Raw genomic sequence first — 12,963 nt, forward strand, 5'->3', positions numbered from 1 at the left:
AGTGCATTAAAGAGAGCTAAAATGTATGCGTCTCCTGGCACATCTCTTGATGAAATTATTCGTGCTTATTGTGCAGTTTAGCGTCTCATACTTATTTGAAATGACTATAACTAATAACTAATGACTATTGTACAGTTCCATAATATCGCTGAGGGCCATCCGCGAATTTGCTCCCAAAGTCAGCGGCGATTTGTGTCCTCGCTGCAAGTGTTCTGCCGCGGCACAGCCGATCATTGCTGCGTTGTCTGTACAATATTTTAACGGGGGAAACAATACTCGCAAGTTGTGTTTTGCTGCTGCTGCTTGTAAGTGTTTTCGGAGTCCGCTGTTTGCTGCCACTCCGCCACCGACTACAATAGTGGTAAGCCCGAAATTTAAGGCACAGTCGATCGCTCTTTTTGTTAAACCCTTGGCTACTGTTTCCTGAAAGCTAGCCGCAATATCATTAATTGTAGAGGCAGGCAAGAAGCCTTCCCCATCCACATTGTTATTTTGTTTCTTGAGTTTCTGCACTAATTGCAAAACTGCTGTTTTCAAGCCGCTAAAACTACTGTCGTAAGGATGGTAGCCTCCACCGGGCAAGGAAATTCTGCCTTCTGGTAGGGGGTATGCTTGGGGATTGCCAAGGGCGGCCAATTTGTCAATCATCGGCCCGCCGGGATATCCTAGCTGCAACAGTCTCGCAACTTTATCAAAAGCTTCGCCGGCGGCGTCGTCGCGTGTGTGTCCTACAGTTTCATAAACGCCGCAATCTTTGACATAAATAAAGCTAGTGTGTCCCCCGGAAACTAACAAACACAAAAAGGGTGGCTGCAAGTCGGGTTCGGTAAGGTAAGAAGCGTAGATGTGCCCTTCAAGGTGGTGGACGCCTAAAAAAGGTTTTTGATGGACTATTGCCAAGCTTTTCGCCGCTGTCAGCCCAACTAACAATGCACCTACTAAACCGGGGGCACAAGTCGCTGCAATGCCGTCAATTTCTGACCAACTGAGGTTTGCTTCACCGAGACACTGGGCAATTACCTGATTGAGCATTTCTAGGTGACTCCGCGAAGCCACTTCTGGTACTACCCCGCCATACTGCTCGTGGATTTTAATTTGCGATGCTACAACATTGCTGCAAACTTGACGATTCTTAACAATTGCTGCTGCTGTTTCGTCACAACTTGTTTCGATTGCGAAAATGGTTGCCATTAACTGGTAATTTTATTTGATAGGTTAGTTATTGCTAGCTTAACTAATTCGGCGCAAGTCCCCCGCTATACCTGTACTCAGGTTATTGGTAAGGGATCTTTGCCCGATCGACAGCTAAGGCCATCATCTGATGCAATGAAGGAATATCCTCGCGGTATTGCTAGCTCAGCATTGACCTATGAAAACGGGAATCCCTCATTCTATTGGGCTTTGCCGCATCAATGATGGATACTTTACACTGTCAACAAACACGATAATCTGGATTCCAGATCGGCAAGTTGAAATGCTTGTACAAAAACTTATTGTTTTGTAACAAAAGGAAACAATTCCATGCGACGATTGTTTGCTGCAATTTTAGTGTTGAGTGTCTGGATCAGTTTTGCTCCAGTTGCTTCGGCTTACAATTTAGTGCCGTGCAAGGACTCTCCCGAATTTAAGGAACTGGCTAAAAATGCACGTTCTACGAATGGCGACCCCGCATCTGCGAAAGCAAGATTCGAGCGCTATTCTCAAGCTATGTGCGGCCCGGAAGGATACCCGCACTTAATCGTAGACGGCAACTTGAGCAAAGCAGGGGACTTTTTGATTCCTAGCATACTGTTCTTGTATATCGCAGGTTGGATTGGTTGGGTCGGCCGCTCTTATCTGCAAGTTACCAAAAAATCAGCAACTCCAGAGGAAAAAGAGATTATTATCGACGTTCCTTTGGCAATCAAATGTATGCTGAGCGGCGTTTTATGGCCTCTGGCAGCTCTGACATCAATCACCAGCGGTGAAATGTTTGCAAAGGACGACGAAATTACTGTTTCCCCCCGCTAAAATTGGGAAATGGAGAAGAGCTAATAGCTAACAGTTAAGTAATTAACTAGAAATTAGCAATTAGCCCTGGATCGATCGGCAATTACCAACTGTCTCAAATTTTTAGGAGCAGAATTCATGCAATACTTTGTCAAGTTTCTTTCGACCGCACCAGTCTTGGCTATCCTTTGGATATCTATTCAAGCTGCGGGTTTAATTGAATTTAACCGCTTTTTCCCCGACCTGCTTTTCCATCCAATGCCTTAAGATTTGAGGGAAATTAGGTTGCAAAACCTAGAAGGTAAAAGTTGAGAGTTTTGATTTTTGAATTATGAGTTACAGGTTAATTTAAAGCTCAAATATCAAAACTCTCAAACCATACCAGTTCGTGCCAGACAGCGCATAAATGGCTAAAATCCAAGATAGCAACTATTTAGTTATCAAATTAGTTACCAATGACTAATAACTAATGACTAATGACTAATGACTAATGACTAATATTGTGAATCGATGAAGTCTTATCTCGCCGCAGCAATTCAAATGACTAGCTTGCCTGACCTGCAAAAAAATTTGGTTCAGGCAGAGGAATTAATCGACCTGGCAGTACGTCGGGGTGCGGAGTTAGTTTCCTTACCAGAAAATTTCTCGTTTATGGGAGAAGAGGAGGAAAAAATTGCTTTAGCAGAGACTATCGGACTCCAAAGCGAAAAATTCCTCAAAACGATGGCCCAACGTTTCCAGGTAACGATTCTGGGAGGCGGATTTCCAGTGCCGACTCCAGGGGGGAAGGTATACAATACTTGTTTGCTGGTAGACCCAAACGGCACAGAAGTGGCAAGGTACAGAAAAGTACATTTGTTCGATGTGGATGTTCCCGACGGCATTACTTACAGGGAATCGAACACTGTGAAAGCTGGTGAAGATTTGCCGTCGGTTTATGTGTCGCCGGAGTTGGGGACGCTGGGACTTTCCGTGTGCTATGACGTACGGTTCCCGGAAGTGTACAGGCATTTGTCGTACAAGGGGGCTGATATTTTGTTCGTGCCGGCAGCGTTTACTGCTTACACCGGCAAGGATCACTGGAAGGTTTTGTTGCAAGCTAGGGCGATCGAGAATACTTGTTATATGATCGCCCCGGCACAGACTGGACACCACTACGGCCGCCGTCAAACTCATGGTCACGCGATGATTATAGATCCTTGGGGTGTGGTTTTGGCGGATGCTGGAGAGGAACCGGGTGTGGCGATCGCAGAAATTAATCCCGATCGACTAGAACAAGTCCGCCGCCAAATGCCATCGCTGCAACACCGGGTTTTTCTGTGAAGGAATTTTGAGACCCATTGGTCTCAAAATTTCAGTCCCGTCAGCGAGAAGACCTGAAAAGTTTTTATTGTAGCGATGAATTGTGTAGGTTCGTACACAAAAAAACTTAGCTGATGTGGGTGCGATCAACAAAAATAAGCGGGTGGGGGCGGATTTACGCTGATCTATGAGTGATATTGTTGATCGGACGTGACTCTGGCCCCGACAGCTTAATGATATTGTTTTTTCCTGCAGATGAACGGCCAATAACTCGCGATAAAATGTCTAAGGCAGGTTCAATGGGCGTGCACTTCTGCTAAAAGGCGAATTAGCGAAAGTAGAATTGCACGAAATGCGTCTTTTTGGAGAAATGAAACACACTCTTTCGGTTTTAGTTGAAGATGAAGCGGGTGTCCTCACTCGAATTGCTGGTTTGTTTGCCCGTCGGGGTTTTAATATTGAAAGTCTGGCTGTTGGCCCGGCGGAGCAAGTGGGAGTGTCTCGGATTACCATGGTTGTACCCGGAGATGACCAGATTATCGAGCAGTTGACCAAGCAACTTTACAAGTTGATTAACGTGCTTAAAGTTCAGGACATAACGGAAATTCCATGTGTGGAACGGGAGTTGATGTTGCTGAAAGTGAATGCTGCTAGCGGGACGCGATCGGAGATAATTGAGTTAGCTCAAATTTTTAGAGCGCGAGTTGTGGATATTGGTGATGATACGCTGACATTGGAAGTTGTGGGAGATCCCGGTAAAATGGTGGCGATCGTCCAGGTTCTGAATAGATTTGGGATTAAGGAAATTGCTCGTACTGGGAAAATTGCCCTGACGCGAGAGTCGGGGGTCAATACTGAGTTTCTCAAGTCTTTGGAAGCCAAAGTTTAAGGAAGTTGACGGTTGACTGTTGACTGTTGACTGTTGACTGTTGAGGGTTAACTGTTGACTGTCAATGGTTGGCCATCAAGTATGTTAAAGGAGCTAATATGGAAAGCTTCCAACAGCTAAGAGTTTATGGATTAGCTGAAAAAATATCAAATGAAATATGGTTTATTGTTAAAAAGTGGGACGACTTTGCGAAGGATACGATGGGCAAACAAATAGTGCGATCGGCTGATAGATAGTGTTGGTGCTAATATTGCAGAAGGACATGGACGCTATAGCTGCCAAGATAATCAGCGTTTTGTGAAAATTGCCAGAGGCTCCTTAAACGAAACAAGACACTGGTTAAGACTGGCCTATGCTCGAAATCTTTTAACTCAAGAACAGAGCGATCGACTGCATCCCTTATTAAATGAACTTTCACCAAAACTTAATGCTTATCTTAACTCACTAAAACAAAAACCCAAAGGTTAACAGTCAACCCTCAACAGTCAACCCTCAACCCTCAACAGTCAACACCCAACAGTCAACAGTCAACAGTCAAATTACCATTTAGGTTGACTTTCTATCAAAAGTGTGGCTGCGATGGTGTCTATCGGCTTTGAAAAAAAGTATCCTTGTCCATATTCGCATTGCAGCGCTCTGAGTAAATTAAGCTGTTCGATGGTTTCGATGCCTTCAGCAATTACATCCATACCTAAATGACTGGCTAAAATTAAAATTGTCTGTACAATCGCTTCGTTTCCTTCATCTTCAGTCATGCGGCTAACAAAAGCTCGATCAATTTTTAAAGCATCAGTTGGAAAAGTGTGCAGGCGGCTCAAAGAAGAATAGCCTGTTCCGAAATCGTCAATATATAATTGAATTTCTAAATTTTTCAATTCCCCGAGGATAGCGACTGCTGATTCGGCATTCTCCATGATGACGCCTTCAGTAATTTCTACCTTTAAAGTGCGGGGGTCAAGCTTAGTTTCTTGTAAAATTTCGCGAATGCGATCGATTAAATCCGGTTGTTTAAATTGCTGGTTAGAAAGGTTGACGCTGACAGTCAACGGCGGATTTGCTGGGAATTTTTGGTGCCACTCGTGGATCTGATGACAAGCCGATCGCATCATCCACCAGCCAATAGGTATAATCAATCTGGTTTCTTCTGCTACTAAAATAAAGTCGCCGGGAGATACGACACCCCGCTGCGGGTGATACCATCGCAGCAGCGCTTCAAAACCCCTGATTGTACCGCTAGTTAGAGAGACGATAGGCTGATAGTAAAGCTGAAATTCCTGGGATTCTAAAGCGCGTCGCAGGTCGTTTTCCAGTTGCAAAAGGGCGACCGCACGAGTGTGCATACTTAAGTCAAAAACTTCGTGACGAGCTTTGCCCAATCCCTTAGCATGATACATGGCAGCATCTGCATCTCGAAGCAGTTCTTCAGGTCGATCGTACAACATTGGGAACAGGACATTGGCAACAGGAGAGTCGGAAGATAAGCAAGACAAAGAAGTTTGCAGATCGATATTTCCCAGGTTTCCGGCGATCGACAGTTGGGTGGTTTCCTTTGCAGACGGAGGATGAGGATAACCAGAACAAACAATCCCAATGCTAGCACTGGTAAAAACTTGATACTCGTTAAGGTAAAAAGGCTCTGCCAGTTCCGCTTGCACTCGTTCGGCAATCTCGGTCGCATCCTCGGTACTTTTAATATTTTCTAGCAAAATAGCGAATTCGTCGCCGCCGAGACGGGCAACGGTATCTCCAGCGCGCAAACAGATTTCCACGCGCTGCGCGATCGCGATCAGCAACCGATCGCCCACTAAATGCCCCAAACTGTCGTTAACAACCTTAAAGCGATCGAGATCGATAAACAGCACCGCAAACAAAACCTCCGGGCGGCGTTTTGAAAGCTCGATCGCGTGCCCCAAGCGATCCATAAATAAAGCTCGGTTGGGCAAACCGGTTAGCATATCGTGCAAAGCATCGTGTAGTAACTTGTCTTCTGCTATTTTGCGGAGGGTAATATCTTCGACAGTGCCTTCGTAGTAAAGTAAATTTCCGTCAGGGTCGCGAACTGCCCGGCCGTTCTCGGAAACCCAGATAGTAGTGCCATCAGCGCGGTAAACTTGGGACTCGAACTCTGACACAAAACCGTGTTTTTCGATCTCGTCCAAAAACTCGACGCGCCGGTTGGGATCGAGGTAGAGTTGGCGATCGATGTTGCGTATATTCGCGATCAATTCGGCGGCCGACTCGTAGCCGTAAATTCTCGCCAAAGCAGGGTTAGCGCTGAGGTAGCAACCGTCGGGCGTTGTCTGGAAAATGCCTTCGATCGCATTTTCAAAGATACTGCGGTATTTCTCTTCGGCCTGTTGTAGCGCGAATTCTGCCTGCTTGCGATCGGTGATATCGGTCAAGGTGCCGAGATAGCCCATAACTTCCCCGCTTTTGGCCATTTCTGGCACAGCTTGCCAAAATACCCAGGTTGTGAATTCGCCATTACAAAAGCGGTACTCTAACTTACACGGCAACTTGTCTGTGACAGCGCCATACCACTGGCTCAAAACGCGATCGCGATCTTCAGGATGCAAACTTTGCGCCCAACCTTCGCCCAGTGCCTTGGGCGCAGTCAGTCCCGCCATCTCCAAAAATCGCTCGTTGACGTACAAGCAATCTCCCGTAGCGTCGGCGCGGAAAATCCCGACCGGCAGTATTTTTGCCAAGGTGTAATAGCGGTATTCGCTTTCTAGCAGCGCGCTGGCAGCTACTTTAGTCTCCGTAATGTCAAACATTGCGCCTTGAAGGATAACGGACTTGCTTGCTTCGTCCCGAACTGCGGTCGCTTGATCGCGGAACCAGACGACTCGACCGTTGCGGGCGATCGCGCGATATTCTGAAACGAGCGGCCCGTCCCAAAATAGCTCTTCTCCACTGGTAAATTTCTGTGTGGCGTTTTCAACTAACACGCGATCGCGGTCTTCTGGGTGAACGAGTTTCAGCCACAGGTCTGGGTCTGCCCTCCATTCAGCTACAGAATAACCAAGAAAAGTCTCGATTTGCGGGCTGATATAAAGTTTGGCTGCGGTGCGGTTGAGGGGAGAAATGTAGGTGACAGCCGGCATTTGTTCTACAAGAGCGCAGTATTTCGCTTCTACAGTTGACAGTGCTGCTTCTAGGCGCTGGCGCTCTAATTCGGCGGCGGCCCGTCCGGCAAAAATGCTGAGAATTAGTCGGAAGTTAGCAATATCTGCTTCCGGGAGGGGTTGATCGTGGAAAATACAAATAATGCCTAAAGGTTCGCCGTAAGAGTTTTTGAGCAAGACTCCCAGGAAACTGCGCGCACCTTTAATTACTGGTCTGCGGTCTTCTGGAAAGGTTTCCCAGAGGTTGTCGGGACAGGAATACATTCCCGCATCCAGCACCCGCGCTTCGGGAGTATTGGCGGTGTCGCACTCAAAGTTTGGCTGCTGCTGTCCGTCGCTCCAAAAACTGATAAGTTGCAATCTATCGGCAGCAGCATCGGTGCGTGCCTTTGACTTAATCGATTTGGCAGCGACGGCGGTGCGAACTCCGAGTGCTGAGGCTAAGTGGCTAACTAAGGCATCAAAGAATTCTGCCCCCCCCGGCGAATCAGTACCTGCTAGGATTTCGCCCAGCAAATCTTCCTCTAATTGCGCGAAACCATTAACTTTGGGAGGATTCTCGGCATTCGGGCGATCGCGATTTTCCCCCATCGAACCCGAAATGCTCACACTTAGGGTTTTGATGCTTCCAGACCCGACAAGAGTCGAAGAATTCACAGTTGGGCGCTTTTGCTGGCCGAACAATAGAGCGCGGCCAATACTTAAAACTTTACCCAAGAATCTCTGTGTTGGCCACAACAGATTTGAGTTGGAGAACATCCCAAAGTTTTTCCTAATTTTCAATCCCGCCGATAAATCGTCGGGGTTTAATTCTGCCAACGGCTGTTTCTCTTCAGCCAGAGGGAGGCTGGGGGGCCTTCGCTGCCACTTGAGATAAATCCCGGACGCCAAGGCTAAAATAGCCGATAATCCCACAAGATATCCAAGAATCTCAAAGTAAAAAAATAAATCTAGCTCGAACATCGATTAGCACCGCTCGACAATTATTGTAGTTATCTGAAGCCAATCTATTTAAAAATAACTAAGTATCGTCACGGATGGGTAACGAATACAAGGTAAGATCGCCGTGAAGGCGACAAGAGAGTTAATAACCCTGATGAAAGCGATCGTTTTTCAAACCCCCGGAAGCCCGTCCGTATTGAAAGCGCAAGATATCCCCGCCCCTACTATACAAACAGAAACTGATGTTTTGGTGCGGTTGCGAGCGGCGGGTATTAATCCGATAGATACTAAGTTGCGATCGCGCGGCACTTTTTACCCCGAGAAAACTCCTCACGTTTTGGGGTGCGACGGTGCTGGAGTCGTAGAGGCTGTAGGTGGTGGTGTGCAAAGTGTCCAAGTGGGAGACGAGGTTTTTTTCTGCAATGGCGGTTTGGGCGGGTCGATCGGTACTTATGCTGAGTTTGCAGTTGTAGACCAACGCTTTCTCGCCCTCAAGCCTGCTGCTTTAAGTTTTGCTGAGGCGGCGGCGGCACCGTTAGTTTTAATTACAGCATGGGAATCGCTGTACGATCGAGGGCGCTTGCAAGCCGGGCAAAAAGTGCTGATTCAAGCTGGTGCCGGCGGTGTCGGCCACGTCGCGGTACAGTTGGCGAAGTTGCAGGGGGCTGAGGTTTGCACTACTGTTAGTTCTGAGGAAAAAGCCAATTTTGTCAAGCAGTTAGGTGCAGATTTAGTAATTTTATACAAAAATACTGATGTTGTCGATGAAGTTTTGACTTGGACTCAAGGACAAGGAGTTGACTTGGCTTTCGATACAGTCGGGGGAGAAACTTTTTATCAAACTATTCCTGCTGTGAAGATTTATGGAGATTTGGTAACAATTTTGGAACCTGATCCAGCTTTGGGCAATTTGAAAACAGCGAGAATTCGCAATCTGCGAATTAGTCTGGAGTTAATGTTAACACCGATGCTGCAAAGTTTGGTGGAGGAACAGGAACAGCAGGCTTATATTTTGCAGCAGTGTGCTCGTTTGTGCGATCGCAACTTGCTCAAAATTCATGTCAGCCAGACTTTTCCTCTCGAACAAGCTCAAGCCGCTCACGAACTGTTAGAAACAGGATCAGTAACAGGTAAAATAGTGCTTGAAATTGCGGGCGATTGAGATTCCCAGCGCATGGAATTCGTGGGGGATTGAGATTTCCGGCGCATAGAATTCGTGGAGATTCCCGGCGAATGGAATTCGTGGCGACACAAACAAAACCCGCCTCTGCGGGTTGAATAATCACGGACGATTGAGATGATCTAGAGATTTTTGAGTCAATTCCCAATGAGGAATCATATCAATTCCGGTTGCACTCATACATGATTGTTGACTGTTGACTGTTGACTGTTGAAGGAGGGGTCGAAAAACTGAATGGTTGAGTGTTAACTGTTGACTCGATTTTATTATTCCGATGCAACCGCAAACGATATCATTGAGTTTTGATGGTGGTGAACAGCTTGCTTTCTGATATATTTAGCTACAATGTCGATCGCATCATGGGTAACGGTAAATGCTCCCTAGTTGCCTTGCCATTTAAAAAATTCACCCAGTTTAATTTCGTGAGTGATGAAATGGGAAAAACTACCCTGGACTTGCTTAATTATCTCAAATACCGCTCAAATAGTCGGAAAACCTTTTAACAAGTGAACGTGATATTCTCTACCGCCAACGGCAATCACAGTGTATCCCAACTTCTGACATTCTGCAAAAATTGTTGCATAGATTACTTGTTGAATATCAGAAGTAATCAAAGCAATCTATCCCAGGTTGCCCAAGTAAAATGGATATATAACGGCGTGAAATTGTCTCTCATTATCTATGGAAAATATGTCAGATTTATCTTTAACCCACGGAGATGGGTTTTGTCTGTGTCGCCGCGATTTCAATCGCCGGGGCTGTGTCACCGCGATTTCAATCGCCGGGGCTGTGTCACCGCAGTTTCCAACTGCCCTGGCTAAAAAATACGATCGCCCTTAAGTCGTATACTCCGCATTAATCTTCACGTAGTCGTAACTCAAATCGCATCCCCAAGCTTTCGCAAAACCGCTGCCATTCCCGACACTAATCTGAATTAAAACCGTATCAGCCTTCAAATATTCCCCCTCCGCAGCCGATTTCATATAATTACTCGCAGCAGCGCGATCGAACTCTTTAGGTTGCCCGTTTTCCATCATCAAAAAATCCCCCAATTGAATCCGCAAATTCTCTTGATCGAAAGGTACACCAGCGCGCCCAGCCGCCGCCGCAATTCTCCCCCAATTCGGATCGCGTCCGAAAATAGCAGCTTTTACCAAGGAAGAACCGACAATTGTTTTGGCTATTTTACTCGCAGAAACTTCATCCAGCGCGCCACTAACTTGCACTTCTACCAAACAAGTTGCACCTTCGCCGTCACGGGCGATCGCCTTTGCTAAATGTACGCAAACGTCTGTCAGCATCGCCTCTAATTTTTCAGCATCTGCCCCCATTTCCGTAATTGCCGGTGTGCGAGATTGACCGTTTGCCAAAGCAATTAGCGAATCGTTGGTACTGGTATCGCCGTCAACAGTAATTTGATTAAAACTTCTGTTAGCAGCCCGACTTAGCATTTCTTGCCACAAATGCGATGACACTGCTGCATCGCAAGTTACAAATGCCAGCATTGTTGCCATATTCGGGTGAATCATTCCCGAACCTTTGCAAATGCCGCCGATGCGGACGGGTCGATCGCCAAACATGGTTTCCAGGGCGATCGTTTTCGGCACTAAATCAGTCGTACAAATAGCCTTAGCAGCCGCATCGGAACCCGTTTCCGATGCCTCAGCAACTAATCGCGGAATTCCCGCCCTCAGCGGCTCCATTTTAATCCGCTGTCCGATGACGCCAGTGGAGGCCAAAAGAATAGATTCTGGAGGAATATTCAGCGCTTCTCCCAACAATTTGGCACTTTCGAGGGCATCTGCCAAACCTTGTTCGCCAGTAGCGGCATTAGCTTGTCCCGCATTGCACAAAATTGCTTTGGCGCTGGGTTTAGCTTGCAAACGCTGGCGGCAGTAGTCCACGCAAGCGGCCCGGACAGTGGATGTTGTGAAGACTCCGGCGGCGATCGCGTCTACCTCTGACAAAATTAAACTTAAATCCGGCAACCCTGAAGGCTTCAAACCCGCTGTAATTCCCGATGCTCGATACCCTCTGGGTGCTGTAACTCCGCCGTCAATTTCTTTCCAGTCCGACATGATGACCTCCCTAGTAGCCTTCAATCTGCTGAAAGGGGATTATATCAAGTTTCTCGGCACAAACGTCTTTTATTGTTTGTGTATGTATACTTTTGAGGCTATCCAACTCTCGTTTAGCTCACCCTTTGCTCAAACAGCTCTCTATACCAGCAGTACGATCGAGATATTACCAATTCCCAATTCCCAATTCCCCATAAAACTAATCGCGCCTTCCAATCTAGAGTTAGAACTCAAGAAGAAGTCGCGACGGTTTTGTAATTGACATTATTAATTTTTAGCGGGCAAACAACAAACTCGATTCAACTATCTCGCCGTTAAAAAAAAGGAGTTATTTGCGATCAATAGTCGCTGGAGAACCAGCATCTAAACCAACTTCAGCAGCCACACGGCTCAGCATGGATTCCTGACGGTTTTTGACGACGTGTTGATGGCGCATCATCAGGTTGCGGGCTTGTTCTTGAGTTGACATAACTGATTTCTCCCAATTATAGGTAATAACTTCGTAGACAATTGTCGAAATTTAGCTTGCCCTAGCTCATAGTGGCGTTGCTGCGATCGTAACTGGCTTGAAAGCTGGGCTGCGGTTTGCCTTGAATGTGACCCCAGTAGTGCGTATCTTCCATCCCGACTTCGGTGGCGGTGCGGTTGAGCATGGATTGCTGACGGTTCTTCACCAGTTGATGGTGGCGCATCATCAGAGAGCGAGCTTGATTTTCGGTAGACATAAGGGGTTCCTCGGTATTCTTTAGATTAATTGTGGGCTGGTTTTTTCTGCCCTGCTCTAACTATAACAGACAATTCTGTATCTAAAGCTACCAAATAGAGATTGTCACAAAACTTTACATTTGGGCAACTGGGCGAGGATGTCGATCGAGATTGCAGGGAGTGCGATCGAGCTTTGGCTAGTTGATTCAGGCTCAACCTCAAGCAGCCGTTGGCAAAATTTGACAATATTCCTCTTCTAAGAGCCATATTTTAGCGGCTACCTAATTGCTAGTGGCCAAAATAACTTTATAGTTTGGTTCAGAGTTATAGATGCAGAATTTTGCCTCTCAAGGGAGTCGATTTTGCCTTAGTTAATAGTAAATTTAATAAGTAGTTGGACACAATTAATTACCCAAAATACCGCATAAAACCTCGCCTATTCAAAAGTCTTGATGTAATTAATTCTGTCCGGTTACTTAAGGAGCGAATCACAATTAGATTTACAATAATTAAGCAGCTATGCTCAAGCATAGTCAAGTTTTTCGTAGTCAACTAGATAATAGAGTTGAGCCAAAGTGAATCGCTCTCGCCATCCTCAAAAAGCGAGCTTTTTTTGTTGGTAAAAATAGATTATAGTCATTTCAAATAAATGTGAGACGGAGGCAAGATCATTATAAAATCGATAAAAATAGTTAATTAGAAAAAAATGAGTTACAGTCTAGACCTCAGACAAAAAGTAGTCAATTATGT

Annotated in this window: 15 protein-coding genes and 1 pseudogene; 9 read left to right on the forward strand and 7 right to left on the reverse strand. The window is 46.1% G+C overall.

Going from position 1 to position 12,963, the window contains the following annotated elements:
• Positions 1–117 precede the first annotated feature (117 nt).
• Positions 118–1,191, reverse strand: a complete 1,074-nt coding sequence (gene tsaD / locus QUA40_RS24910) for a tRNA (adenosine(37)-N6)-threonylcarbamoyltransferase complex transferase subunit TsaD (protein WP_333130854.1) — start codon at positions 1,189–1,191, stop codon at positions 118–120.
• Between the two features lie 330 nt (positions 1,192–1,521).
• Here tsaD and QUA40_RS24915 point away from each other — a divergent pair, with 330 nt between their 5' ends.
• The 6 genes from QUA40_RS24915 (at position 1,522) to QUA40_RS24940 (ending at position 4,648) form a co-directional block, all read left to right on the forward strand.
• The gene (locus tag QUA40_RS24915; RefSeq protein ID WP_333130856.1) at positions 1,522–2,010 is read left to right on the forward strand and encodes a Photosystem I reaction center subunit III; all 489 of its coding nucleotides are present in this window, start codon (positions 1,522–1,524) and stop codon (positions 2,008–2,010) included.
• A gap of 117 nt (positions 2,011–2,127) precedes the next feature.
• Complete coding sequence (gene psaJ / locus QUA40_RS24920; RefSeq protein ID WP_172188099.1) at positions 2,128–2,256, forward strand: photosystem I reaction center subunit IX; 129 nt, start codon at positions 2,128–2,130, stop codon at positions 2,254–2,256.
• A 243-nt stretch (positions 2,257–2,499) separates the two neighbouring features.
• Positions 2,500–3,312, forward strand: coding sequence for a carbon-nitrogen hydrolase family protein (locus QUA40_RS24925; RefSeq protein ID WP_333130858.1), 813 nt, complete (start codon positions 2,500–2,502; stop codon positions 3,310–3,312).
• A gap of 349 nt (positions 3,313–3,661) precedes the next feature.
• Positions 3,662–4,180, forward strand: a complete 519-nt coding sequence (gene ilvN / locus QUA40_RS24930; protein WP_190739991.1) for an acetolactate synthase small subunit — start codon at positions 3,662–3,664, stop codon at positions 4,178–4,180.
• Between the two features lie 98 nt (positions 4,181–4,278).
• Complete coding sequence (locus QUA40_RS24935) at positions 4,279–4,416, forward strand: hypothetical protein (protein WP_333130860.1); 138 nt, start codon at positions 4,279–4,281, stop codon at positions 4,414–4,416.
• A gap of 13 nt (positions 4,417–4,429) precedes the next feature.
• The gene (locus tag QUA40_RS24940) at positions 4,430–4,648 is read left to right on the forward strand and encodes a four helix bundle protein (protein ID WP_333130875.1); all 219 of its coding nucleotides are present in this window, start codon (positions 4,430–4,432) and stop codon (positions 4,646–4,648) included.
• Positions 4,649–4,719: 71 nt separating this feature from the next.
• Here the strand turns inward: QUA40_RS24940 and QUA40_RS24945 are convergent, their stop codons facing one another.
• Positions 4,720–8,271, reverse strand: coding sequence for an EAL domain-containing protein (locus QUA40_RS24945; protein ID WP_333130863.1), 3,552 nt, complete (start codon positions 8,269–8,271; stop codon positions 4,720–4,722).
• A gap of 133 nt (positions 8,272–8,404) precedes the next feature.
• On the opposite strand from QUA40_RS24945, the gene QUA40_RS24950 reads away from it, so the two are divergent.
• A complete protein-coding gene (locus QUA40_RS24950; RefSeq protein ID WP_333130877.1) occupies positions 8,405–9,412 on the forward strand; it encodes a zinc-dependent alcohol dehydrogenase family protein in 1,008 nt (335 codons plus the stop codon).
• A 284-nt stretch (positions 9,413–9,696) separates the two neighbouring features.
• Here the strand turns inward: QUA40_RS24950 and QUA40_RS29160 are convergent.
• Positions 9,697–10,106: pseudogene (locus tag QUA40_RS29160) on the reverse strand (transposase).
• Positions 10,107–10,120: 14 nt separating this feature from the next.
• On the opposite strand from QUA40_RS29160, the gene QUA40_RS24960 reads away from it, so the two are divergent.
• Positions 10,121–10,270, forward strand: coding sequence for a hypothetical protein (locus QUA40_RS24960; RefSeq protein ID WP_333130867.1), 150 nt, complete (start codon positions 10,121–10,123; stop codon positions 10,268–10,270).
• Here the strand turns inward: QUA40_RS24960 and argJ are convergent.
• On the reverse strand, positions 10,267–11,508 hold the full coding sequence (gene argJ / locus QUA40_RS24965; RefSeq protein WP_333130869.1) for a bifunctional ornithine acetyltransferase/N-acetylglutamate synthase: 1,242 nt from the start codon (positions 11,506–11,508) through the stop codon (positions 10,267–10,269). The genes QUA40_RS24960 and argJ overlap by 4 nt on opposite strands.
• Between argJ and QUA40_RS24970 the strand changes: the two genes are divergently transcribed.
• The gene (locus tag QUA40_RS24970) at positions 11,507–11,770 is read left to right on the forward strand and encodes a hypothetical protein (protein WP_333130871.1); all 264 of its coding nucleotides are present in this window, start codon (positions 11,507–11,509) and stop codon (positions 11,768–11,770) included. The two genes, argJ and QUA40_RS24970, sit on opposite strands and share 2 nt — an antisense overlap.
• A 66-nt stretch (positions 11,771–11,836) precedes the next feature.
• Here the strand turns inward: QUA40_RS24970 and QUA40_RS24975 are convergent, their stop codons facing one another.
• From QUA40_RS24975 to QUA40_RS24985, 3 genes are all read right to left on the reverse strand, one after another.
• Positions 11,837–11,977: a hypothetical protein gene (locus tag QUA40_RS24975; protein ID WP_333130879.1), complete on the reverse strand. Its 141-nt coding sequence runs from the start codon at positions 11,975–11,977 to the stop codon at positions 11,837–11,839.
• A gap of 61 nt (positions 11,978–12,038) precedes the next feature.
• Complete coding sequence (locus QUA40_RS24980; RefSeq protein ID WP_006631905.1) at positions 12,039–12,233, reverse strand: hypothetical protein; 195 nt, start codon at positions 12,231–12,233, stop codon at positions 12,039–12,041.
• A 25-nt stretch (positions 12,234–12,258) separates the two neighbouring features.
• The gene (locus QUA40_RS24985; protein WP_333130873.1) at positions 12,259–12,480 is read right to left on the reverse strand and encodes a hypothetical protein; all 222 of its coding nucleotides are present in this window, start codon (positions 12,478–12,480) and stop codon (positions 12,259–12,261) included.
• Positions 12,481–12,963: the final 483 nt, after the last annotated feature.

The organism is Microcoleus sp. Pol11C3 (assembly GCF_036701485.1).
Lineage (GTDB): Bacteria > Cyanobacteriota > Cyanobacteriia > Cyanobacteriales > Microcoleaceae > Microcoleus.